Source organism: Clostridium sp. UBA1652 (genome assembly GCF_002320975.1).
GTDB classification, from domain to species: Bacteria; Bacillota; Clostridia; order Clostridiales; family Clostridiaceae; genus Clostridium_T; species Clostridium_T intestinale.
Genome location: NZ_DCLI01000050.1, coordinates 19,922 through 42,806 on the forward strand (window position 1 = coordinate 19,922; position 22,885 = coordinate 42,806).

Annotated in this window: 20 protein-coding genes and 1 riboswitch; of the genes, 17 read left to right on the top strand and 3 right to left on the bottom strand. The window is 30.1% G+C overall.

Translation table 11 applies throughout. From position 1 onward, the window contains the following. The first annotated feature begins 401 nt into the window (after positions 1-401). Both B3N22_RS09500 and B3N22_RS09505 read left to right on the top strand, forming a co-directional pair. Positions 402-1,550 (top strand): trans-sulfuration enzyme family protein, encoded by a 1,149-nt coding sequence (locus B3N22_RS09500; protein ID WP_286906587.1) that lies wholly within the window; start codon positions 402-404, stop codon positions 1,548-1,550. A 1-nt stretch (position 1,551) separates the two neighbouring features. Continuing rightward, positions 1,552-2,463, top strand: a complete 912-nt coding sequence (locus tag B3N22_RS09505; protein WP_286906588.1) for a PLP-dependent cysteine synthase family protein — start codon at positions 1,552-1,554, stop codon at positions 2,461-2,463. Between the two features lie 72 nt (positions 2,464-2,535). Here B3N22_RS09505 and rbr read toward each other — a convergent pair whose 3' ends face one another. Further along, positions 2,536-3,123 (bottom strand): rubrerythrin, encoded by a 588-nt coding sequence (gene rbr / locus B3N22_RS09510; protein ID WP_286906591.1) that lies wholly within the window; start codon positions 3,121-3,123, stop codon positions 2,536-2,538. A 181-nt stretch (positions 3,124-3,304) separates the two neighbouring features. Between rbr and B3N22_RS09515 the strand changes: the two genes are divergently transcribed. The 10 genes from B3N22_RS09515 (at position 3,305) to B3N22_RS09560 (ending at position 16,456) form a co-directional block, all read left to right on the top strand. Further along, positions 3,305-3,946, top strand: coding sequence for a restriction endonuclease (locus B3N22_RS09515; protein WP_286906593.1), 642 nt, complete (start codon positions 3,305-3,307; stop codon positions 3,944-3,946). Positions 3,947-3,957: 11 nt separating this feature from the next. Beyond that, entirely contained in the window at positions 3,958-4,134 is a 177-nt protein-coding gene (locus B3N22_RS09520; protein ID WP_286906595.1) for a hypothetical protein, read from the top strand. A 128-nt stretch (positions 4,135-4,262) separates the two neighbouring features. Further along, positions 4,263-6,647, top strand: a complete 2,385-nt coding sequence (locus tag B3N22_RS09525; protein WP_286906597.1) for a hypothetical protein — start codon at positions 4,263-4,265, stop codon at positions 6,645-6,647. Further along, positions 6,647-7,585, top strand: coding sequence for an ABC transporter ATP-binding protein (locus tag B3N22_RS09530; RefSeq protein ID WP_286906599.1), 939 nt, complete (start codon positions 6,647-6,649; stop codon positions 7,583-7,585). Before B3N22_RS09525 ends, B3N22_RS09530 begins: the two co-directional genes overlap by 1 nt. Continuing rightward, positions 7,582-8,442 carry an ABC transporter permease gene (locus tag B3N22_RS09535; protein ID WP_286906601.1) on the top strand — a complete coding sequence of 287 codons (861 nt, stop codon included), beginning with the start codon at positions 7,582-7,584 and terminating at the stop codon, positions 8,440-8,442. The genes B3N22_RS09530 and B3N22_RS09535 overlap by 4 nt, the downstream gene beginning before the upstream one ends. Then, positions 8,442-9,998 carry a pectinesterase gene (locus tag B3N22_RS09540; RefSeq protein WP_286906603.1) on the top strand — a complete coding sequence of 519 codons (1,557 nt, stop codon included), beginning with the start codon at positions 8,442-8,444 and terminating at the stop codon, positions 9,996-9,998. Before B3N22_RS09535 ends, B3N22_RS09540 begins: the two co-directional genes overlap by 1 nt. Positions 9,999-10,010: 12 nt before the next feature. Continuing rightward, positions 10,011-10,988: an AAA family ATPase gene (locus B3N22_RS09545; RefSeq protein ID WP_286906605.1), complete on the top strand. Its 978-nt coding sequence runs from the start codon at positions 10,011-10,013 to the stop codon at positions 10,986-10,988. 2 nt (positions 10,989-10,990) lie between these two features. After that, complete coding sequence (locus B3N22_RS09550; RefSeq protein WP_286906607.1) at positions 10,991-11,872, top strand: DUF58 domain-containing protein; 882 nt, start codon at positions 10,991-10,993, stop codon at positions 11,870-11,872. A gap of 10 nt (positions 11,873-11,882) precedes the next feature. Beyond that, positions 11,883-13,682, top strand: coding sequence for a vWA domain-containing protein (locus B3N22_RS09555; RefSeq protein WP_286906609.1), 1,800 nt, complete (start codon positions 11,883-11,885; stop codon positions 13,680-13,682). 11 nt (positions 13,683-13,693) lie between these two features. Beyond that, a complete protein-coding gene (locus B3N22_RS09560) occupies positions 13,694-16,456 on the top strand; it encodes a VWA domain-containing protein (protein WP_286906611.1) in 2,763 nt (920 codons plus the stop codon). A 42-nt stretch (positions 16,457-16,498) separates the two neighbouring features. Here the strand turns inward: B3N22_RS09560 and B3N22_RS09565 are convergent, their stop codons facing one another. Next, positions 16,499-18,295 carry a methyl-accepting chemotaxis protein gene (locus B3N22_RS09565; RefSeq protein WP_286906613.1) on the bottom strand — a complete coding sequence of 599 codons (1,797 nt, stop codon included), beginning with the start codon at positions 18,293-18,295 and terminating at the stop codon, positions 16,499-16,501. A gap of 408 nt (positions 18,296-18,703) precedes the next feature. Here B3N22_RS09565 and B3N22_RS09570 point away from each other — a divergent pair, with 408 nt between their 5' ends. From B3N22_RS09570 to B3N22_RS09585, 4 genes are all read left to right on the top strand, one after another. Further along, positions 18,704-19,204 carry a hypothetical protein gene (locus B3N22_RS09570; RefSeq protein ID WP_286906615.1) on the top strand — a complete coding sequence of 167 codons (501 nt, stop codon included), beginning with the start codon at positions 18,704-18,706 and terminating at the stop codon, positions 19,202-19,204. Between the two features lie 48 nt (positions 19,205-19,252). Further along, positions 19,253-19,426, top strand: a riboswitch (Lysine riboswitch). A gap of 97 nt (positions 19,427-19,523) precedes the next feature. Then, on the top strand, positions 19,524-20,390 hold the full coding sequence (gene dapA / locus B3N22_RS09575; RefSeq protein WP_238903178.1) for a 4-hydroxy-tetrahydrodipicolinate synthase: 867 nt from the start codon (positions 19,524-19,526) through the stop codon (positions 20,388-20,390). Positions 20,391-20,534: 144 nt separating this feature from the next. Continuing rightward, positions 20,535-21,266: a CAP domain-containing protein gene (locus B3N22_RS09580; protein ID WP_286906618.1), complete on the top strand. Its 732-nt coding sequence runs from the start codon at positions 20,535-20,537 to the stop codon at positions 21,264-21,266. Between the two features lie 34 nt (positions 21,267-21,300). Beyond that, positions 21,301-21,501 (top strand): cold-shock protein, encoded by a 201-nt coding sequence (locus tag B3N22_RS09585; protein ID WP_021802977.1) that lies wholly within the window; start codon positions 21,301-21,303, stop codon positions 21,499-21,501. A gap of 42 nt (positions 21,502-21,543) precedes the next feature. On the opposite strand, the gene B3N22_RS09590 is transcribed toward B3N22_RS09585, so the two are convergent. Then, a complete protein-coding gene (locus B3N22_RS09590; RefSeq protein ID WP_207650354.1) occupies positions 21,544-22,026 on the bottom strand; it encodes a CarD family transcriptional regulator in 483 nt (160 codons plus the stop codon). Positions 22,027-22,207: 181 nt separating this feature from the next. On the opposite strand from B3N22_RS09590, the gene B3N22_RS09595 reads away from it, so the two are divergent. Then, entirely contained in the window at positions 22,208-22,714 is a 507-nt protein-coding gene (locus B3N22_RS09595) for a GNAT family N-acetyltransferase (protein ID WP_073020970.1), read from the top strand. Positions 22,715-22,885 lie beyond the last annotated feature (171 nt).

The window sequence follows — 22,885 nt, forward strand, 5'->3', positions numbered from 1 at the left end:
ATATCAATAAAAGCGAACACTACATGGATGGAGTGAATACTATGTAGTGAGTAGTAATAATAATATTGATAAAGGTTGTGATAAGCAATAGTATCTTAAAGGAAGCTATAAGAGAGTGATTTCCTAGGCTGAAAGAAATTATTAGTAAAATTTAAGGGAATGCAGCTTTGAACTCTAAGCTGAAATTTTAGTAAGCAAAAGCAGGAGTGCCTGTTATAGCACTAGAGCATTAATGTGCTTTAAATGGAGATAAACTTATCACTGGATAGGTTTAAGAAGAGTGGAATCGTGGACTTACTGCCTCTTTAAGGTAGGAGGTCTTTTTTTATTTCTTTATTAATGAATGACTGTGTCTAGAGAAGAGGCACAAGATAAATTTTAATTTTATAGGAGGAAATCATATGAAAAAAGATTCTTTAGTTATACATGGGGGAGAGACAATAGATAAATTTACTGGAGCTGTTAATGTTCCTGTATATCTATCATCAACTTTTAAACAACCAGAGTTTGGAGTGAGTTTGGGATATGAATATGCAAGAACCAATAACCCTACAAGGGAAGCTTTAGAAAAATTAATTGCAGATTTAGAAGGTGGTAGTAGAGGGTTTGGATTTTCTTCTGGTATGGCCGCTATATCAACCATCTTAAATCTTTTTAAATCAGGAGATAAAATACTTATAAATAATAATGTGTATGGAGGAACTTTTAGGGTAATAAGTAAGGTGTTTTCTAACTATACCCTAAATTATGATATTATAGAGGACTTTAATGAACTTGATTTTTCTAAATTAAGTGAAGCGGTTAAAGGCATATTTATTGAGACTCCCACAAATCCATTATTATCAATAACTGATATAGAAAAAATCTCAGAAGAGGCCCATAAGAAAAATATTTTAGTTATAGTTGACAATACCTTTATGAGTCCATATTTTCAAAATCCATTAAACCTAGGAGCAGATATAGTAATTCATTCAGCTACTAAGTATTTGGCAGGACATTCTGATATTGTAGCTGGACTTGCAGTTGTAAAAGATAAGGAGTTAGGTGAAAAAATAGGTTTTTTACAAAATGCTATTGGAGCTATATTATCTCCATTTGATTCTTATATGTTAATAAGAGGAATTAAAACCTTAAGCGTAAGATTAGAAAAACATGAGGAGAATGCTAAAAAGATAGCCAGGTATTTAAATAATCATGAACTAATTGAAAAAGTTTATTATCCTGGACTAAAAGAACACTTAAATCATGAAATTCAAAAGAAACAGGCTAGTGGGTTTGGTGGAATAATTTCCTTTAAATTAAAAGAAGGTTGTGACTTTAAAAAGTTTATAAACTCATTAAACCTAATAACTTTTGGAGAAAGTTTAGGAGGAGTTGAGTCCCTTTTATGTCATCCAGCAACAATGACTCACGCATCGCTGCCTAAGGATTTAAGGGATAGGATTGGCATTGATGAAAGACTACTGAGACTTTCTGTAGGAATAGAAAATTCGGAGGATTTGATAGAGGAAATAGGAAGAGCTTTAATTATTAGCAAAGGAGAGGATTAATTTGAAATATGCTAATGGAATTAGAGAGTTAATTGGAAATACCCCTATTATAAAGCTGAATAATTTTGAGGTGAAAAGTGGGATAAATATATTTGGAAAATTAGAAGGACAAAATCCAGGTGGAAGTTGCAAAGATAGAATCGGCTTATATATGGTAGAAAAAGCAGAAAGGCAAGGTAACTTAAAAAAAGGATCAACTATAATAGAAGCAACTGCAGGTAATACAGGGATAGGGATAGCCTTGGCAAGTTTAAATAAAGGTTATAGAGTTATATTTGTTATTCCTGAAAAATTTTCTACAGAAAAGCAAACTTTATTAAAGGCATTAGGAGCAGAACTTATAATAACACCTAAAGAAAAGGGAATGATGGGGGCTTGTGATAAGGCAGAGGAGCTTTTAAAAACTATTCCAGATAGTATATCACTAAAGCAGTTTGAAAATAACGCTAATCCCTTGGCCCATTATGAAACTACAGGAAAAGAGATATACGAGCAATTAGATGGGGAGATTGATTATATTGTTGCAGGTGCTGGAAGTGGAGGAACTATTACAGGCGTTTTAAAGTATTTAAAAGAGCGGAATTCTAAGATAAAAGGTGTACTTGGTGATCCATATGGGTCTACTATTGGTGGAGGTATAGAAAGCTGTTATAAAATAGAGGGTATAGGGAATAACTTTATACCTAAGACTATGGACTTAAGCTATATAGATATAGTAAAAAAGGTTAAGGATGAGGAAGCTTTTTATTATGTTAAAGAACTTGCAAGAAGAGAGGGGATAGTGGTTGGTTCTTCATCTGGTGCAGCTATGGCAGCTGCTATTGCTTTAAGTAAGGATATAGATAGTGGAAATATAGTTGTTATTTTCCCTGATAGAGGTGAACGATATTTTTCTAAGAATATATTTGATTAGACGAATTTAACTCTTAATTAAAAACTGTCCAATAAGAGAATTTAAAACCCTATTGGACAGTTTCATTATTTCTTAATAGTTTTCATCTAATAATCTAAAGTATTTTTTATCATGAAGGCAAGCTGGGCATTTTTCTGGAGCTTTAGTTCCTTCAAATAAGAATCCACAGTTACCACATTTCCAGATAACAACTTCATCTCTTTCAAAAACTTTATTAGTTTCAATATTCTCTAATAATTTTTTATATCTTTTTTCATGGAAGCTTTCAACCTTAGCTATATTTTCAAAAGCAGCAGCTATTTGTGGGAAACCTTCTTTTCTAGCTGTTTCAGCAGCTTGTGGATAAAGTTCAGTCCATTCTTCATTTTCACCTTCAGCGGCATATTTAAGGTTGTCCATAGTTTCGTCAGAAAGGGCCACTGGATAAGAAGCTGTGATTTCTATAGCTTCATTCTTAAATTCTTCTTTTAAAAATTTATAGAATCTTTTAGCATGTTCTTTTTCTTGCTCTGCAGTTTCTAAGAATATTTCAGCTACTTGTAAGTATCCTTGTTTCTTAGCAACACTTGAATAATAAGTGTATCTTGTTCTTGCTTGAGATTCACCTGCAAAAGAAGCAAGTAGATTTTTTGCTGTTTCAGTTCCTCTTAATGATGGCATAAAAATTCCTCCTCTTAAATAAATGGTATATTTTATAACACTAATTATTGTAACATAATAAATGGTAAATTTCAAAGAGCAATTATCTTTTAATAATGCTTCTAAAGACTGCTTTTAGGGTTTCATATTAACCTATTTTATTTTATAATTAGTCTGATATAAAATAAATAAAGGAGTAAAAATGAAAAAGAGATTAAACAAAAGCCAAAAACTAAAAATAACACTATTTATAATATATTGCATATTTATGATTTATTCCTTTTTTATAAATTTAAATAAGTTAATAAGTATACTTATGTTTATATTATTTAGTGGAATTTATGTACTATATAAGAAAAGAAGAGAAAATAATCTTAAGAATTCTACCATTAAGAAGATAGATAACATGTCAGGTGAGGAGTTTGAAGAGTTTTTACAAGTTGTTTTTAAGAATAAGGGCTATAAAACAATGTTAACACCAATAACAGGAGATTATGGAGCTGATTTAATAGTTAAAAAAGGGGGAGTTAAAACTGTAATTCAAGCTAAGAGATGGAAAAATACAATTGGGGTGGAAGCTGTACAACAAGTAGTTGCATCAATGAAGTATTATAAAGCAACAGATGCAATGGTTATTACTAATAACTATTATAGTCAAAATGCAATTAATCTTGCAAAAGTTAATAATGTTACGCTATGGTATAGGGGAGATGTTATAAAATTAATAAAAAGTGGAGAGTGTCCTAAATGTGGGGCAGATTTATTAGTAAGAAAAGGACCGTATAGTGAGTTTTTAGGATGTTCAAATTATCCTAGATGTAAATATACAGAAAAAATTAATTAAGGAGAGAAAAAATGGAAGTGAAAGTTTTTTTGATAGGAAAAGTAGATCCAATAATATATAAGGCTGATAGAATTGATGTTTTAGATTTTGAACTTAATGGAATTAAATATAAGCAGATAAGATGTTTTAAAGGAGGATTTAGCAAAAGTGAGTTGTTAAAATTAGACCTTATTAAAGAAATAAGGTAGTTATAAACAAATTTTAGTGAAAAAGTTACCAAAAAGTAATATCTTAAGAAAGTTTTAATAAATTTCTTCGCTAAAAGTATGAAATCTCTAGTAGAATTAAATTACAGGAATTGTTAAGAGGTGAGAGAATGAGAAAAAAAGTGTCGATATTATTTATATTTCTATTTATCTTTTCGATGTTACTACCTTACAAAGCTGTAAAGGCTGCAAAAGGTGCAGAGGAAGTAATAACAGTTAAACCGACATTTGGAGTTGACGGTGTTTATAAATCATACAGAGAGATGCCTATAACTTTAGAAGTGGAAAGTTTAGGGAAAGACATACAGGGAGAGCTAGACGTTATTTACCCAATACAAGATGGAAGAGGAATGGATATTTCTCAAGAAATTAGTATTGCTTCTGGTGATAAAAAGACATTAGTTTTAAGTATTCCAGTATGGGATAGTCTAAATAAGATAGTGGTAAGAATAAATCAAAAGGATAAAGTTATATATGAACAAGAGTTCCAATTAGGCAATAGTAGAAGAATTTCAGAGAATAAGCTAATAGTAGGAGCTTTATCTGAAGATAGCGAAAGTCTGTCCTATATGAACTCATTAAGTTTAAGTCAGAGTCAAAATAATGCTTCTAAAGTTAGTGGGATTAATTTTGAGACTACAGTTATGGCGGTTCCAGTGGAATTTTTGAAGGAAAATTCTAAGATATTAGATATTTATGATGTAATAGTAATTGATAACTTTGATACTTCTAAATTATCTAAGGGACAGATTACAGCAATAAAGCAATGGGTAGAAAAAGGAAAATTACTTATTGTAGGAACTGGAGTATATAGTAACAAGACATTATCCATGTTCAAGGACGGTTATCTAGGAGTAAGTACAGATACGCTAAAAACTATAAATGGTTATCAACTTTTACCTTTTACTATAAAAAATGGGGAAAAAATTGTTGATGATCAAGGATATTTTCAAAAAGAAACTAAAAACTCTGGAGCTATAGTAGTTTCTTCATATGCCTTAGGCTCAGAACCCTTTAAAACTCAAATAGGTAAAAGTAGTATGACTAAAGCTCTTGAAGACTCAATAAGTTCAGATATGTTAGAGGCAAATTACCAATATGGTGATATAGATAGCAGAGTTCAAACAATGGTTGGTAACGTAGTTGATATTAAGTTACCAAATTTAAAAGTAATCTTTGGGTTATTGATACTTTATGCATTAATAGTTGGGCCAATAATGTTTATAGTATTTAAGAAATTAAAAAAAAGCAGTGCATTATGGATTGCTATTCCAGCTATGGGACTAGTATTTACGGTAATTATATCATTGGTAGGAGGAACTACGAGACTTAGAAATCCTATAATAAACATAAAAAACTTTATACAAGTAGATGATGCTGGGGAAGGTAAACTTAACTCTGTAGTTGGAATTATGTTTCCTTATAAAAGCGATTTATCTGTTGAAGAACCAGAAAATTCTAAACTTGATAATTTACTTATTAATCAATGGTATGGACAGGGAGATAAGGATTCATTTAAGAAAAATATAGCTCAAAAAGTATCTTATATTGATGGCAAAAGAATATATAAAAATAATGGTATGTCTCCATTTTCACCAGCTTATTTTTCGCTAGCAGGAGAAAATAAGAAAATAGGTAAAATAGATAGTAATATTTACTTTAGAGAAGGAAAAATAGAAGGAAACCTAAAAAATACTTTAGATTTCGAACTTGAAAGCAGCTATCTATTAACTGCTTCTGGGATTTATGATTTAGGGGATTTAGAAAAGGGTCAGTCGATTAATTTATCTGAAGTAAAGGTTAGCTATAAGAATCTTAATGATTTTAATTCGGCAATTAATAATTTTAGTGGAGCTCAAACACCACAAGATATGGAAGAGAGATTAAGAAACACTATAAAATATTCAGATTTAGAATACTTTACTAATAAGTATCTAAAAATCTATGGAGGTAATACTATAACCATAGGAAAAAACTACCTAATTGGATATATTGATGGAGTAATGGCTGAGAACTTAAATATCGGTGTAGCTAAAGTTGACAAAAAAGAGAAGACATTAGTAGCTATTCCCCTAAATTTAAGTTATGAGAATAATGGCGTTATAGAATATCCATTTGGATTAATTTCTCCAGAACTTAATTCTAAAAGTACTGTACGTGGTTTTGATAGTTATAATGGGTATATTTATGAAAATGGAGATGCTTATCTCGACTACACTGTGGAAAAAAATTTAAATGTTGAAACCATATATTTTATGCAAGATACTAGTTCAAATAATAATTATGGAGGAACTCTTCAAAAGATAAGTAAATTTGAAGTTTATAATTATAAAACTAATTCTTATGAGGAACTTAATATAGATTTAGGAAAAGTAGAAGTAAAGGGAGACTCTTATTCAAAAGATGGTAAAATAATGACTAAGGCAACTATAAATAATGCTAATAATGGACCAGTAGCTACACCTCAAATAGCAGTTAAGGGGAGGGCTAAATAATGTTAGAAATTAAAGATTTAGAAAAATCATATGGTAAATTTAAAGCGCTAAATGGTCTTAGTATGGAGATAAATAGAGGAGAGATATTTGGATTTGTTGGACCTAATGGAGCAGGAAAAACAACTACCATGAAGATAATATCAGGACTTTTATACCCAGATAGTGGTGATGTTTTTTTAGATGGTGTGGATGCAGTAAAAAATAATAAGTTATTAAAAGATAAGATTGGATATATGCCTGATTTCTTTGGAGTTTATGATAATTTATCAGCAATAGAATATTTAGAGTTTTATGCTTCTATTTATGGAATATTAGGTGATAAAGGAAGAAAGCTTGGTTATGACTTACTAGAATTAGTTAACTTAAGTGATAAAAGTGATTCAAATGTAAATGGTCTTTCTAGAGGAATGAAGCAAAGGCTTTGCTTAGCAAGGTGTCTTGTTCATAATCCAGATTTATTAATATTAGATGAACCAGCCTCAGGAATGGACCCAAGAGCTCGTTTTGAAATGAAAAATATTTTAAAAAATCTTAAAGATATGGGAAAAACAATATTAATATCATCTCATATACTACCTGAATTAGCTGAGTTATGTACTAATTTAGCAATTGTAGAAAGAGGCAGGGTAATAGTTCAAGGAACTGTAGATGAAATAATGGTTAATATGAATCATGTAAGACCAATAAAGGTAAGAGTACTTACTAAGGTAGAAGAGGCTTTAAAAGTTTTAGGAGAAATACCAGGATTAGATAAACCGATATTAAATGAAAAAGAATTGGTATTTGGATTTAGTGGTAGTGAAGAAGAATCACATGGTATATTAAGGACGTTAATTGAAAAGAAAATAGATGTAGTTTCATTTACCCAAGGTAGTGGAAATTTAGAAGAAGTATTTATGAAAATTACTGAAATGAGTGGAGGAGGAGAGAAAAAATGAAAATTAATCCTGTGTGGAGAAAAGAACTAATGCTGTCTATGAGAAGCATTAAGTTTCCGTTAACTCTATCCATTTCAATTGGTGTTTTAAGTGGGTTACTTATACTAGTTTTTGATGGCATTTTATCAAGTGTAAGATATAGGGGAAATTTAAGTGGACTTGTAGGACTTTATTTTACAGTTACTTTAATAGAGTTCATATTAATAGGGATGATTAGTCCTACACTTACAGCTTCAGCTATATGTGGGGAAAGAGAAAGAGGTACATTAGATATATTACTATCTACTAAAATGTCGCCTTTATCCATAATATTAGGTAAACTGTTGGCATCTTTAAGCAAAGTAGTATTACTTATAATTGCATCTACACCTGTATTTGCAATAACTCTATCTTTAGGTGGAGTTAGTATAATAAATATAATTCAAATGATACTTTTATATATAATGACAGCTATATTCTGTGGTAGTGTTGGGTTGTTTTTTTCATCAGTCCTAAAAAGTACAAAATCCTCCACAGCAGCATCCTATGGATTATTGATATTTTTAGCTATAGGAACCTTGATTATAACTGTTTTATATTATTCAATCAAATCAAGAGCTGCAAGTATGGCAGGACAAATATTTGAACCTAATATACCTTTTTGGTTATATCTAAATCCTGGACTTGGATATGGATCAGTAGTTTATAATCAGTTAGGAATAGGAGCAACAAGTATAATAAATGGATTAAACCAATTTAAAGCTATAGGAAACGCTTGGATATATAATATAGCTGTTGAAATTGTGTTAACTATATTACTTTTATGGGGTGCGGCTGTTAAGCTAAATCCATTAAAGAAAAGGAGAAAGAAAAAATAATGGAAGATAAAGAAAGGCAGATATTAGGGTATATAAAAAAAGCAGGCAAAAGAATTAAAGTACAAATACTTATTGATAAGACTTTACTTGGAATTTTTGTAGGCGCTCTTTTAGGAGCAGTTCTAACTTTATTAGCCCTTTTTACGCCTTTTTATGAAGGTATCTTCTTAGGTATATTTTTTCTGACATCAGGTTTAGTAGGAGGGCTAGTTATAGCCCTTTTTACATTTCCTAATATAAAAAAGCAGGCTTTAATATTAGATTCAAAGGGGCTAAATGAAAGAGTTACTACTTCTTTAGAACTTATGGGTCAAGAAGAGGGATACGCTAGGCTTCAAAAAGAGGATACAATAGAGGCACTTAAAAAATTAGATATTAAAAAAATATTTCCTATAAAAGTTAATAAAAAAATGATAACCTACCTATTAATTGTGTTAACTTTATTTTCTTTAGGTGTATTTTTACCTACAAGTGCAAAGAGTCAAGGCAGGGAATTATGGAATTTAAAAAAAGAACAAAAGGAATTAACTAAAAAAATAGAAGAAGAAAAAAAGAAGGTAGAAGAAAATAAAAAACTAACAGAAGAAGAAAAGACAAAACTTAAAGAGATTTTAGAAAAAAATAAGATGGAAATAGCTAAAGCTCAAAATAAGGAAGAGCTTAAAAAAACTATGGAAAGAATAGATAAAAAATTATCTCAAGAAAAAAAGGAAAGTAAAAATGAAGAGGTTAAAAAAAGTCTAGACTCCATAAGAAACTCTTTAAATCCTAAAGCAGAAGAAGAGCGAAAAAAGAATAATGAAAAAGACTTAGAAGCATTAAAAGAAGCTTTAAGTAAAAATAAAGATACAAAAGAACTTGCAAAGGCGTTAGAAAGTAAAAATCAAGAGGATATAGATAATGAACTAAACAAATTAAGCGACGCACTAAAGAACATGGGGGATTTAGAAAGAGGAGAAATTTCTAATACCTTAGGTGAAGCTAGTTCAGAAGTATCTGATGAAGATTTGAAAGAGTTACTAGAAAATTTATCGAATGAAGCTAGACAAGGACAGCTAAGTGATAAAAACAAAAAGGCTACTGCAAAAGCTATTAAAGATGCTCAGGATGGAAGCTTATCTGAATCTAATGGTTCTTCAGAAGGTGAAGGAGAAGGTAGTGGGAACGGACAGGGAAATGGTCAAGGAAACGGTTCAGGCTCAGGTCAAGGGTCAGGAAGTGGTTCTGGAGCTGGTCAGGGCTCAGGATCAGGCCAAGGATGGAATTATGGAAGTAAAAATGGGAATCAGGGAGATTCATCGGATAAATCTGGAGAGCAGGTATATATACCAGGCAGAAATGAAGGAGGAGATGAAAATCTCACTGGAGAAAAAGGTCAAACAGGAAACTCTCAAACAGGATATTCTAATAATGGAATTAATGAAAGAGGTGGATCTGTTAACTTAGATAGTATAATAGGGGATTATTCTAAGGAAGCAATAGAAGGATTAGAAGGAAATTCTATACCTGATTATTTAAAAGACATAATAAAAGAGTATTTTAAAGAATTACAGTAGTGGAGGGTAAATATGGACGTAGATAACATAAAAGGTGTATTAGAAAAAATAGAGGAATGTAAAAGAGAAATAGGTAAGGGAATAGTTGGCCAAAAAGATATAATAGATGGAGTTTTAATGGGGATATTTGCAGGCGGAAATATCCTTTTAGAAGGAGTACCTGGACTTGGAAAAACCCAGTTAGTTAAGACTTTATCTAAAGTTTTAAATCTTTCTTTCTCAAGAATACAGTTTACTCCTGATTTGATGCCAGCAGATGTTGTTGGAACAAATATCATAGTTAATGAAGAAGGAGTAAATAAATTCAAATTTGAAAAAGGACCTGTTTTTACAAATCTTTTATTGGCAGATGAAATAAATAGAGCAACTCCTAAAACTCAGTCTGCGCTATTAGAAGCTATGCAGGAGAGGACAGTAACTGTTGGTAATAATACCTATAAGCTTTCAGAGCCATTTATGGTTTTAGCAACTCAAAATCCTATAGAAATGGAGGGTACTTATCCTCTACCTGAAGCACAGTTAGATAGATTTTTATTTAAACTACAAGTGAAATTTCCAAACCTTGATGAGCTTATGCAAATAATGGATATAACAGTAACAAACAAAAAAGTGGAGTTAACTGAGATAATATCCGGTGAAGATATATTAAATATAAGAAGTTTAGTTAAGGATTTACCTATGGCAGAAGGGGTTAAGGAGTATGCCTTAAAGCTTGTACTTGCCACTCATCCAGAGCTAGAAGATTCTCCAGAAATAACTAAAAAATATGTGGCTATAGGTTCAAGTCCAAGAGGAGCTCAAGGGATATTTAATGCATCTAGAGTTAGGGCTTTGATGGAAGGGCGATATAATGTAAGTTTTGATGATATTAAAAACGTAGCTTATCCAATTTTAAGACATAGGATACTCCTTAACTTTGAAGGGGTTTCAGAAGGTATAACTCCAGATTATATAATAGATAAAATTATAGAAGAAATTAAGGTCATATAGCTATGGAGGAGAAAATTTTTGACAAAGATTTTTTTAATCAGCTTAAAAATCTAAAAATTATCATGAAAACTCCTATTAATTCTGCCTATGCAGGTGGAAGAAGGTCAAAAGAAAAAGGAGTTAGTGTAGAGTTTTCTGATTTTAGAGAATATAGCCCAGGTGATGACTTTAGAAGAGTGGATTGGAATGCTTATGGAAGGTTTAATAAGTTATATCTTAAGATATTTATGGAGGAGAGAGAAGCCTTATTTAATATTTTTATAGATACAAGTAAATCTATGCATTTTGGTGCTCTTAATAAGGGGACTTTTTCTTTAAGACTAGCAGGAGCTATAAGTCATATTGTATTAAATGGAAATGATAGAGTTAAATTATTCACTTTTAATAGTGAAGAAAATAAAGAAGGTATAACTATTTCAGGAAGAGCAGGTATAAACAGAATACTTAAATACTTAGAAGCTATAGAATTTAATGGGACTACTAATTTTGGTAGAAATATTAAAACTTTGCCTATCAAGGGGAAAGGCATTAGTGTAATTTTATCTGATTTTTATAATTTAGAGGAATTAAAAGAAACTTTGATTTTTTTAAAACATAAGGGTCAGGAAATAATATTAGTTCAGGTATTGAGTCAAGAGGAGCTTGAACCAACCTTAAGAGGTGATTTAAAGCTAAATGATATAGAAGAAGATAATAAAATGGATATAAGTCTCTATGGAAGAGCTATAGAAATATATAAAGATAAGCTTGATGAGTTTATTACGGATATAAAAACCTTGAGTAGAAAATATGGAGCTACTTATATTTTGGCTAATACTAAAGATAATTTAGAAAAAATAATATTCAAAGAATTTACCTCTAGGGGAATAATTAATAGAAAATAAGGAGGAGAATATGAGCTTTGTAAGACTATGGCCATTGTTATTTTCTCTAAGTATAGCAGGTGTTATCTTATTATATATGCTAAAACAGAAGAGAAAAAATGAAGATGTTCCCTCCTTAGCTCTTTGGAGGGAAGTATTTAGAGATGTAAAAGCAAAAACCCCTTGGGAAAAGCTAAGAAAAAATATTCTTATGTTTTTGCAAATTTTAATATTAATTTTTTTAATATTTTCTTTTTTAGAGCCACTAACCCTTTTTGGAGGTAGAGAATTTAGGAATCTAATTTTAGTATTTGATACTACTGGTAGTATGAAAGGGAAAATAGGAGAGCTAACAAAGTTTGAACAAGGAAGAGAAGAGATAAAAAAGCTTATTAATTCAACTAAAGAAGGCGCAAATATCACTATAATAACCTCAGGAAAAGAAAGTAAAGTTGAACTTTCAAATGGAAGAGATAAAAATGAAATTATAAAGAAAATAGATGATCTTAAAGTTACAGATAGCTCAGGTAATATAGAAGATTCATTATCTTTAGTAAGAAGTCTAAGCAATTCAGGAGAAGGTAGTGAGGCTATATTCGTAACTGATAAAGAATTTTCTTTAGAGGATGTTAAAGGGAGTATATATAATTTAGCCAAGAAAGGGAAAAATACGTCAATTGATTTAGTAAGCTATAAGTTAGAAAAAGACAATATTTCTGTTGTTGCTAGGATTAGTAATAGGGGAGCAGAGAATTATGAGGGAGATTTCTCACTTTATGGAGATGATAAAATTCTTGAAGTAAAGTCTTTAAACTTATCTTCAGGAGAAAGTGTCAATGTTTCATTTAAGGTTGCTGACAGGAATATATCTATATTTAAGGGAGAACTATCAGAAAAAGACGATCTCATGGAGGACAATGTATATTATTCATTGGTTAGAACAGAGAAAAGTCAAAAGATATTATTGCTTTCAGAAAAAAATATTTTCATGGAAAAAGCATTAGCTACTGTCCAAGGAATAGAGGTATTTAAAGTTAATTCTTTAGATAATTACAATGAAAAAGATGAATATGATATTTATATATTTGATGGAATTGTTCCAGATTCACTACCTGCAAAAGGAAATTTAATATTTATAAATACTCCTACAAATGATTTGTTTACAGTAGGAGAAGATGTTGAAGGTGGGGAAGGTAAGGTAACAGAAAGTAACACTATAACGGAGAATATAAAAAATATTAAGTTTGGGGTAAGAAGTTTTAAGGATATACAAAAAGCAAGTTATTTAAAAAGCTTTTTAAACATAGGGGAAAAAGAAGCAGCCTTTTATGGTGAAAAGGATGGAAGAAAATTAATAGTACTTCCATTTAAGTTAAATGACAGTGATATAGTATTAAAACCTCAGTTTCCTATTATGGTTCATAATATGATTAATTACTTGAGTCTTAGTGGAATATTAGAAAAGGGAGATTATATAGCCGGAGAAGAAGTAGAGCTTACCCCTAATATTAACGGAGAGGATATAAGAATATACACTCCTGACAACGAGGAAAAAGTAATGGCACTAAGATTTCCTATGAAAAATTATGATGGTACATTAAATACTGGGATATATAAGGTAAAACAAAAGGTTTTGGAAGAGGAAAAAGAAGAAATTTTAGCTGTAAACTTCCCTTCTCAACTAGAGTCTGATATGAAGGAAGAGGGCGTAACATCTGAAGGTAAAGAAGAATTTAAAATTAAAGGTGGAAGAAATCTGACACCTATACTTATTATTCTGTCCATTATAATTCTTATGATAGAATGGTATATCTATGGGAAAAGGAGCTGAGGTAATTAATTATGAGTATAGAGTTTTTAGCACCGTTATATCTTTTATTAATACCTTTGTGTCTGATTTTCCTTATATATTTTAGTAAAAACATAGGAGAGACAAAGGATAGAAAACTTTTAATTGTTATAACAAGATGTTTAGTTGTACTATTTTTAATATTATCTTTAGTTAATATTAGAATAAGTAAGATTACAAAGGATACCGCTACAGTTTTTCTTTTAGATTTATCTTATTCTAATGAAGAATTTAAAGATAGTGGAGAAACTTTTATAAAAGATGCACTTAAGGAAATGGGAACAAGAGATTATTCTGGAGTAGTTGTTTTTGGAGAAGATGCTAAGGTTGAAAAATTTATTTCAAATAGCAAAGGGATAAACTCTATAGAGTCAAAACCAAAGGCTGTTGCAACTAATATTCAAAATGCAATAAATACCTCCCTTTCCCTTTTCCCAGCAGATAAGGGAAAAAGAATTGTTCTTATAACTGATGGAGAAGAAAACCTAGGAGAGCTAGAGAAGACCGTTCCATCAATAATAGAACAAAACATAGATATGAAAGTATTTAAGGTTGAAAAAGCAGTAAAAAATGAGGTTTATGTAGATGCTTTAAAACTTCCTGAGAAAATAACTATGGGTGATGAATTTTCTATAGGAGTTAACATATACTCGAATATTCAAACTAAATCTAAGGTGTTTTTATATGCTGGAAGAAATCTTAAAGGAGAAACTGAAGTAAATCTTCAAAAAGGTAACAATAGCTTTGTATTTAAAGATGTGCAAACCACAGGTGGTTTTAAAAATTATAGAGTAGTAATACAACCAGAGGAAGATACGGAGCTTAAAAACAATGAATATATAGGGTTTACTAACGTTGTATCAAAAGAAAAAGTATTTATAGCTGAAGGAACTAAAGGAGAAGCTGATAATTTAGTTAATATGTTATCGTCTTTAGGTTATAGTTATGATAGAGGGTTAGCCAGTGAAGCTCCAAGTGACTTAAAAGAGATGTTAGAGTATAAAGGTATAATATCTGTTAACTCACATGTGGACGACATTCCTAAAGGATTTAAAAACTCCCTAGAAACATATGTTAAGGAGTATGGGGGAGCTTTTATAACCACAGGTGGAGAGAATTCCTATGCATTAGGAGGTTACATGGACACTCCACTAGAGAATGTTCTTCCTGTATACATGGATATGAGAGGAAAAAAGGAAATCCCGAAGATGAGTATAACGCTTGTCATAGATCACTCTGGTAGTATGAGTGGAGGAAATGGTCAAGTTTCTAAGCTTACTCTTGCAAAAGAAGCAGCTCAAAAGGCTGTTGACACTATTAGAGAAGGGGATGAAATAAACGTTATAGCCTTTGATGATAAATATGAGTGGGTAGTTAAAGGTGGTAGTGGATCTAATAAAGAAGAAGTTAAAGAAAAGATAAGTGGAATTCAAATACAAGGTGGAACAAGTATATATCCAGCATTAAAGGAAGCTTATGAATATGAAAAAACAGCTGATGCGAAAATAAAACATATTATATTATTAACAGATGGGCAAGACGGATTTAGAGAGTATACAGATATATTAAGTGGACTTGAAGAAAACAAGATAACTTTGTCAACTGTATCTGTTGGGGAAGATGCCGATAAAAATCTGCTTCAAAGATTAGCAGAGGTAGGTAAAGGAAGAAGTTACCATACTGATATTTATACAGATATACCTAGAATATTTGCCAAGGAAATATTTATGGCAGCAAGGGTATATGTTAATAATAGAGAATTTACTCCAAAACTTGTAAGCTCTCATGAGGTTGTAGAAGGAGTATTTAATAATAATACAGCTCCAAATCTTCTTGGGTATATAGGAACATCCCAGAAGGAGCAAGCAACGGTAATTCTCAATTCTGATGAAGATGATCCAATTTTAGCCTTATGGCAATTTGGACTTGGAAGAACTGTAGCATGGACTCCAGACGTTTCAGGCAAATGGGATGGGAATTATACTAGTTGGGAAGGATACAAAAAGCTCTGGAATAATATTCTTAACTGGAGCCTTGAAGATTATTCTTCTGAAGGCGGAAACTTAAATATAGCTGTAAGTGGAAATGAAGCTAAAATTGAGTATAAAACTAAAGAGCTTCCTGATAGTAGTAAGGTAACAGGAATATATACAAAAGAAGATGGTACTCAAGGAGAGTTTGAACTTGAGATTAAGGCGCCAGGAGTATATGAAAAGACTGTTAACTTAGATGAAACTGGATTTTATTCTATAAGTGTTAGAGAAGAGCTTGATGGAAAAATAAATGCAACTAAAAATGGAGTAATAGCTCTTCAATATCCAATAGAATACAAAATTGTTGAAGATAGTAGTGTATTGGAGAGATATGTTGAGGAAACATCAGGAACATTTATAAAACTTCCTAAAGAAGTATTTACAGGAGAAGTTAAAAAGGTAATGGGAGGAGTAAATTTATCATTGCCATTATCAATATTAGCGATGTTGTTATTATTATTTGAAATAGCTTATAGAAGACTAGACTTTAATATAAATATTAATTTCTTAAAAAAGTCTATAAGTAAAAAATCAACAAAAAACACACCTTTGGGAAAGAAGGAAGTTAAGATAAAAGAAGAGGTTTCTAAGGAATTGCCCCCAGAACCAAAAAAGAAAGCAATTCCTAAAAAGGAAAAAAGTAAAGAGAAAGATAAAAAGGATGCTCTAGATACCTCTTCATTATTAAAGAAAAAACAAGATAGAAACAATAATAAATTTTAAAAATAACAGCAGATAGGATTACAAGACCTATCTGCTGTTATTTTAAGATAATTTAAAAGTATTAACTCGATTAATCATTTCTTGAGTTATTTCAGTTAGTTTTTGTGAGGATAAAGCAACTTCATAAGAAGACTTATTCATTTCACTAATTGAAGCTGATATTTCTTCAGCTGAGGCAGAATTTTCTTCAGATATTGATGAAGCTGAGTCTACATTCGTAATTATTGAGTTTCTTTCTGTATCTATAATAGAAGCTTGATTTGCTATGCTTTTAATTTCAGGTAGCATATTTGAAAAAGAATCAATTATAGACTTAAAAGAATCAGTTGATTTTTTTACTATAGTTAATTGTTCTTTTAAAGTTGAATTGACATTGTTTGTTGTATTAATTACTAAATCCGCTTCATTAGAAACTGAACCAACTAAGTCATTAATATTTTTAGAAGAAGTTTTTGTTTGTTCAGCAAGTTTTCGAATTTCATCAGCTACCACTGCAAACCCTCTTCCTGCCTCACCTGCTCTTGCGGATTCTATCATAGCATTTAGTGATAAAAGATTAGTTTGATCTGCTATATCTTGGATAATGTCCGTAATTTTGTTTATTTGACTAATATCATTACCTAAAGCAAGAATTTTTTTGGAAACCTCATTAAATTCAAAAGTAATTTTATGTATGGAATTTAGTAAAATACTTAGGTCTTCATTACTAAGAGAAATCTCTTTGTTTATTACAGAGGCCTTTTCATCTACGTTATGAATAGAAGTTAAAATAGAATTCATATTGTTTGAAAAATTATTTAAAAGTTCTGAGGTATTCATAAGCTCCTGAGATTGATTAGTTGCACCATCTGCAACCCCTTCTATCGCTGAAGAGACCTGTTCTGCTGAAGAGTTCATTTCTTCAGAGATAGCTGATAGAGAACTACTTTGGTCAAAAACCTCGCTTGAGATAGCCTTTATTTTATTTAACATTTGAGATATAGATTCTATTGATTTGTGAAGCTCTCTACTAACTAACCCAAACTCATTATTAGAGTGTGTATCAAATCGAACTGTGAAATCTCCACTAGATAAAATCTTTACTTTTTCATATATATTTTTAGACATATGTTGTACTAGTTTTCTAAAAACTACTGTTGTTAAATATCCAATGATTACAATTATTACAAGTAAGATTAGATAAGCATTTGAAGTTCTTTTATATGTAGCTTCTCCATTTTTATTAAGTTCGTCAGCTGAATTAATCTCATAGTTTTTAAGATTTTTAATATTTTCAAGTATGTTATCTTCTGCTGATGTAATTTGATTAATTTCATCTTGATTTACTTCTTTAGAGTTTTTTAATTGATTAATTGAATTATTTATTGATAAAAAATAACTATCTATTGATTGAGTTAAGCTTGCATATAGTTTATTTTCTGTTTCATTCATTTTAATATTTTTTGAGAAAGTATCCATATTTTTAGTTATATTTGATTGAAGAGTAGAGAGTTCTGATTCTTTAACAATAGTATAATTACTTAAAATTTCCTTTGACGCTATCTTAGCTTTTAAAATGGAACTTTCAATATTTTGTATGGAGGTAATAGGAATTAGATTGTTGTTATATATTTCATTTTGATATTTATTAATTTTTTGAATATTAGTGTATCCTATAAATCCTATAATAAGTATAAAAATTACAGCAATTGTTGAGATACTTCTTAATATGGTTTTTATGCTAAGGATTTCTAAAGAATTGTAAAATTTATTTTCTTTAGTTTTTAAAAGATTGCTTGTACTGTTTTTAGATCTTTCAAATTTATTTTTTTTATTAGATATTTTATGCTTATCTCTCATTTTTTCTCCTTAATTTATATTGTGAATATTTCCATTTTTTATATAAAGCAAAACTGGTAATAAATCCAAATTATATCAACAGTATAATTAAATAAATATCTTTATGTCAAGCTTCATTAGGATATTTAATCTAGTTTTAATAAAGTTATAAAGTTGAAGTAAAAAACAAATTGAATAAAATACATATTAGTGTAGAAACTACATTTTAGATACTTGATGGAGGTGAGATTATGGCTAAAAAGGATCAACAATCTTCATGGAATAGTAAGAGGTTTGAAACACCTAAAAAGAACACTGTAGAACCAGTTCCAGAAATTCAAAACAAAAGAAATAAACACTAAAATAAAAACTGGGAACTATTCTCAGTTTTTTTATGTTATAATAGGAATTAATGAAAGGAAGAGTGAAATGTCAGGAATAAATTTGGAAAATATAATATTAGTAATAGTTGCAATTATATTAGTATACATAGCTGCAAAATTTATTAAAGGAATTATAAAATTTATTATATTAGTTATACTTATATTGACTCTAGGGGTTAGCGCGTACAATATACTAATTACTAAAAAATCTATAAGTTATGAAATAAATAGATATAAGGTTGACTATGGATATTTTAAAAATATAACTTCAATATCTAAAGAATCAATAAATCTTGTAAATGATATTAAAGAAGGTAAAAACGTTAAAGAAAATACAGATAGATTAGTAGAAATTAAAAGTGAGGTCGGAAAATTAGAACATAGCAGTGAAATAAATCTTATAAATGATAGATATTTAAATGCATTAGATACAGCAATAATAGTTGGAAAAGGTTATGAGACAGCCAATAATGTAAAAGAACAAACTAAAAAATTAGATGAGGTTACAAAATCTCTTGACTTAAGTTTGAAAGATATATTAAATTAATACTTGATTAAAAGCAGATATGAATGTATAATTAACGAAAAGTAATAGTTTTGAGATAGAGGCGCGATGTTTAATAGTATCATTATGGAGGTAAGCACTGAGAAGTAATGAGAAAGGAACCATCGCCGAAGTATGTAACCTACGCTTTAAGGGTTATATCGCTGGTCTTGCATAAAATATATGTAAGATTGTCACAATTTTTTGTGGAGAGCTATCCAATGGATTTTATTCTTATTTTGTATGAGTAAGAAGCCTTGGATTTTTTCCAGGGCTTTATTTATTTTAAATTTAATTTAATGCTTTAGGAGGGTAATATATTATGTCATTAAGAGGAGTATTTGTTCCATTAATCACGCCATTTAAAAACGATGAGGTGGATTTTAATTCTTATAAAAAAATGGTGGACAACTATTTAACAAAAGGAATTCATGGATTCATACCACTTGGAACTACTGGTGAAAGTCCAGTAATATCAGACAGAGAATATGAAGAGATAGTTGAAAAAACTATGGAATATGTAGATGGAAAAGTTCCTGTTTATATAGGATTAGGCGGTAATAATACTAAGAAGTTAATTGAAAAACTTAAAGTTGTTGAAAAATATAAAGTAGATGGGATATTATCAGTATCTCCATATTATTCAAGACCAGATCAAAGAGGGATATATGAGCATTTTAGAACTATATCTGAAGCAACTTATTTAGATATAATCTTATATAATATACCATATAGAACAGGAAGAAATATCGAAAATGAAACTATTCACAAGTTAGCAGAACTTAAAAATATAGTAGCTATTAAAGACTCTTGTGGGGATATGAAACAGAGTACAGATTTATTATTAGATCCTCCGAAAGATTTATCTATATTAACAGGAGAAGATGCTTCTTTTTTCTCAACTCTTGCATTAGGTGGAGATGGAGGAATATTAGCTTCTTCACATATGAGAACAGAAGAATTTGTTAAAGTATATAATGATATTAAAAACAATGATCATTTAGCTGCTTTAGAAACTTGGAAAGAATTATATAGTTTTGTTCCACTTTTATTTAAGGAACCAAACCCAACACCTTTAAAATATTGCCTATATAAATTAGGTCTAATAGAGTCGTCAGAAGTGAGACTTCCACTACTTGAAATAACAGATGAACTTAAAAAAGAATTAGATAAAGTTTTTAAATTTTAGTAAAAGCTACAAAACTAGTTGATGATTAGTTTTGTAGTTTTTTTGTTAAAAAAATACATACTTAATATATTATCTCTTAATTACCTGTAAAAAAGTATTATGAATAACCTTAAAAAGCTCACAATAATTGTAGGAGGTGAAGTAATGAAAAAATTTATTTCTTTAATTATGAGTGCTATGCTTTTAGGTTTGCCTTTATATGGATGTAATAAAGCTAATAATCCTAATGATGTTACAGAAGAGACAACACCAGAAACTATAGAAAATCCAACTAATGAAAATGCAACTGAAGTACCTGGAACACCAGATTCTAATCTACCTGCTCCTGGAGTGACAGGTGACGGAACAGCAGCACCAGGAACGGGAACAACTACTCCAGGAACTGGTACAGCAACACCAGGAACCGGTACAACACAACCATCAACAAATAACAACACGCAAACTCCAGCTGCTGGGGACACTAATAAGGATGTAAATCAAGCATCAGGAGATCTTGTAACAGACATATTAAACAGCACTAATGCAGAGAGACAAAAACAAGGGCTTCAACCATTAAAGTTAAATAGTGAGGTATCTAAGCTTGCAGCTATGAAATCCAAGGATATGCATGACAAAAATTATTTTTCACATACATCTCCAACCTATGGAGATCCAGGAAAAATGTTAACTGATAATGGTTTAAGATATTCTGCAATGGGAGAGAATATATATACGTCAACAGGAATGACTCCTACTGGTGCATATACAGTTAATCAATGGATGAACTCACCAGGACATAGAGCTAATATACTTTCTAATAATTATGATGAAATAGGTATAGGAGTCTACTATAATAATGGAAAGTATTACGCTACACAAATATTTTATAAAGCTTAATTATAAAGCTTAATTTTTGGAGGTTTTTTTATCTATGAAAGAAGGAACAATAAAATGGTTTAATTCAGAAAAAGGTTTTGGATTTATTGAAATTGAGGGTGGAAAAGATGTATTTGTACATTTTTCTGCAATTAAAGGAGATGGCTACAAAACTCTTCAAGAAGGTCAAAGAGTAAGTTTTGACGTGGTTGAAGGAAACAGAGGACCACAAGCTGAGAATGTATCTATAATGTAAAAATGCAACAAAAAAGCTGTTNNAACAGCTTTTTTGTTGCATTTAATTATACACTGAACTACATAAAAGAGTATTAGCTTCTTCTTCAGTTAGACCTTTAGCTAAAGATATTTCGCTAAGTAAAAGTTTTTTTGCACTGTTTAACATTTGTTTTTCACTGCTATTAAGTGCTTTCCCTTTTTCTAAAATCATTAAATCATGGATAACTTCTGAACTTTGAATAAGATCACCAGATTTAATTTTGGTCATATTAATAGTGTATCTTTCTTTGTATGTAAGAGATTCGTTTGTATATAAATCAACACTACGAAGATTTGAAAGTACAGTTTCTAAGGTGTTAGAATCAGTTACAAAGCGTATCCCTATAGCAGATATTTTCTCGGATGGTATCATAATTTGCATATTATTAAGTAAGTTTATTATATAATAGTTCTGTTTTTCTCCGAATAAGTCCTTTTCTTCTATAGCAGTTACAGTACCAGCACCTTGCATTGGATAAACAATATTATCACCAATCTTAAACAAATAATCACGCTCCAATTGTATAATTTATATATAGTATACCACATATCGATAAAAATAACAAATTTATAGAATAACATAGACTTTATAGAGGTGTCAATATAAAAATACAGAAAAGTAGGGATAAGGTAATGAGTTTTAAGTTATGGTATAATAATTTTAATTTAGTTGGGGAGGAAAACATATGAGTACTATAATTGATACAAAATTTGATGATTTTAAATTAAGATTTGCAGAAGAAAAGGATACAGAAATAATATTAGGTTTTATTAAAGAACTAGCAGAGTATGAAAATTTATTAAATGAGGTTTTGGCTACAGAGGAGATATTAAAGAAATCTATTTTTGAGCGTAAAGTAGCTGAGGTTGTTATTGGAGAATATCAGGGGAAAGCAGTTGGATTCATATTGTTTTTCTATAACTTCTCTACGTTTATTGGAAAACCAGGAATATACTTAGAAGATTTATATATACAACCACATATGAGGGGAAAGGGCTTTGGAAAAGTATTTTTAAGCTTTTTAGCAAAGTTAGCAGTAGAAAGAGATTGCGGTAGACTTGAATGGTCTTGTCTTGATTGGAATGAACCTTCTATTAAGTTTTATAAAAGCTTAGGAGCTATTCCGATGGATGAGTGGACAGTTTATAGATTGCATAAAGATTCTCTTAATTCTTTGGCAGAAAAGTTTTAGTAATTAAATGTCCGAACATTCGAATGTTCGGACATTTAGCATAATAAGGATTTTATTTAGTAATTTTAAGTTATTTTCTTATAATTCTCAAATATTAAGTTAAAACTAAATAAAATAAATATAGAACACTGGTACAGAGGTTTTGAGATAGAGTATTCTTGGGAAATATTA

Bases quoted from the DNA above. Each gene is read 5' to 3' on its own strand.
- B3N22_RS09570 (WP_286906615.1), top strand. From the start codon at position 18,704: ATGTCAGGAATAAATTTGGAAAATATAATATTAGTAATAGTTGCAATT.
- B3N22_RS09565 (WP_286906613.1), bottom strand. From the start codon at position 18,295: ATGAGAGATAAGCATAAAATATCTAATAAAAAAAATAAATTTGAAAGA.
- B3N22_RS09550 (WP_286906607.1), top strand. From the start codon at position 10,991: ATGGAGGAGAAAATTTTTGACAAAGATTTTTTTAATCAGCTTAAAAAT.
- B3N22_RS09580 (WP_286906618.1), top strand. From the start codon at position 20,535: ATGAAAAAATTTATTTCTTTAATTATGAGTGCTATGCTTTTAGGTTTG.
- B3N22_RS09560 (WP_286906611.1), top strand. From the start codon at position 13,694: ATGAGTATAGAGTTTTTAGCACCGTTATATCTTTTATTAATACCTTTG.
- dapA (WP_238903178.1), top strand. From the start codon at position 19,524: ATGTCATTAAGAGGAGTATTTGTTCCATTAATCACGCCATTTAAAAAC.
- B3N22_RS09585 (WP_021802977.1), top strand. From the start codon at position 21,301: ATGAAAGAAGGAACAATAAAATGGTTTAATTCAGAAAAAGGTTTTGGA.
- B3N22_RS09530 (WP_286906599.1), top strand. From the start codon at position 6,647: ATGTTAGAAATTAAAGATTTAGAAAAATCATATGGTAAATTTAAAGCG.
- B3N22_RS09555 (WP_286906609.1), top strand. From the start codon at position 11,883: ATGAGCTTTGTAAGACTATGGCCATTGTTATTTTCTCTAAGTATAGCA.
- B3N22_RS09515 (WP_286906593.1), top strand. From the start codon at position 3,305: ATGAAAAAGAGATTAAACAAAAGCCAAAAACTAAAAATAACACTATTT.
- B3N22_RS09525 (WP_286906597.1), top strand. From the start codon at position 4,263: ATGAGAAAAAAAGTGTCGATATTATTTATATTTCTATTTATCTTTTCG.
- rbr (WP_286906591.1), bottom strand. From the start codon at position 3,123: ATGCCATCATTAAGAGGAACTGAAACAGCAAAAAATCTACTTGCTTCT.
- B3N22_RS09595 (WP_073020970.1), top strand. From the start codon at position 22,208: ATGAGTACTATAATTGATACAAAATTTGATGATTTTAAATTAAGATTT.
- B3N22_RS09535 (WP_286906601.1), top strand. From the start codon at position 7,582: ATGAAAATTAATCCTGTGTGGAGAAAAGAACTAATGCTGTCTATGAGA.
- B3N22_RS09500 (WP_286906587.1), top strand. From the start codon at position 402: ATGAAAAAAGATTCTTTAGTTATACATGGGGGAGAGACAATAGATAAA.
- B3N22_RS09540 (WP_286906603.1), top strand. From the start codon at position 8,442: ATGGAAGATAAAGAAAGGCAGATATTAGGGTATATAAAAAAAGCAGGC.
- B3N22_RS09520 (WP_286906595.1), top strand. From the start codon at position 3,958: ATGGAAGTGAAAGTTTTTTTGATAGGAAAAGTAGATCCAATAATATAT.
- B3N22_RS09545 (WP_286906605.1), top strand. From the start codon at position 10,011: ATGGACGTAGATAACATAAAAGGTGTATTAGAAAAAATAGAGGAATGT.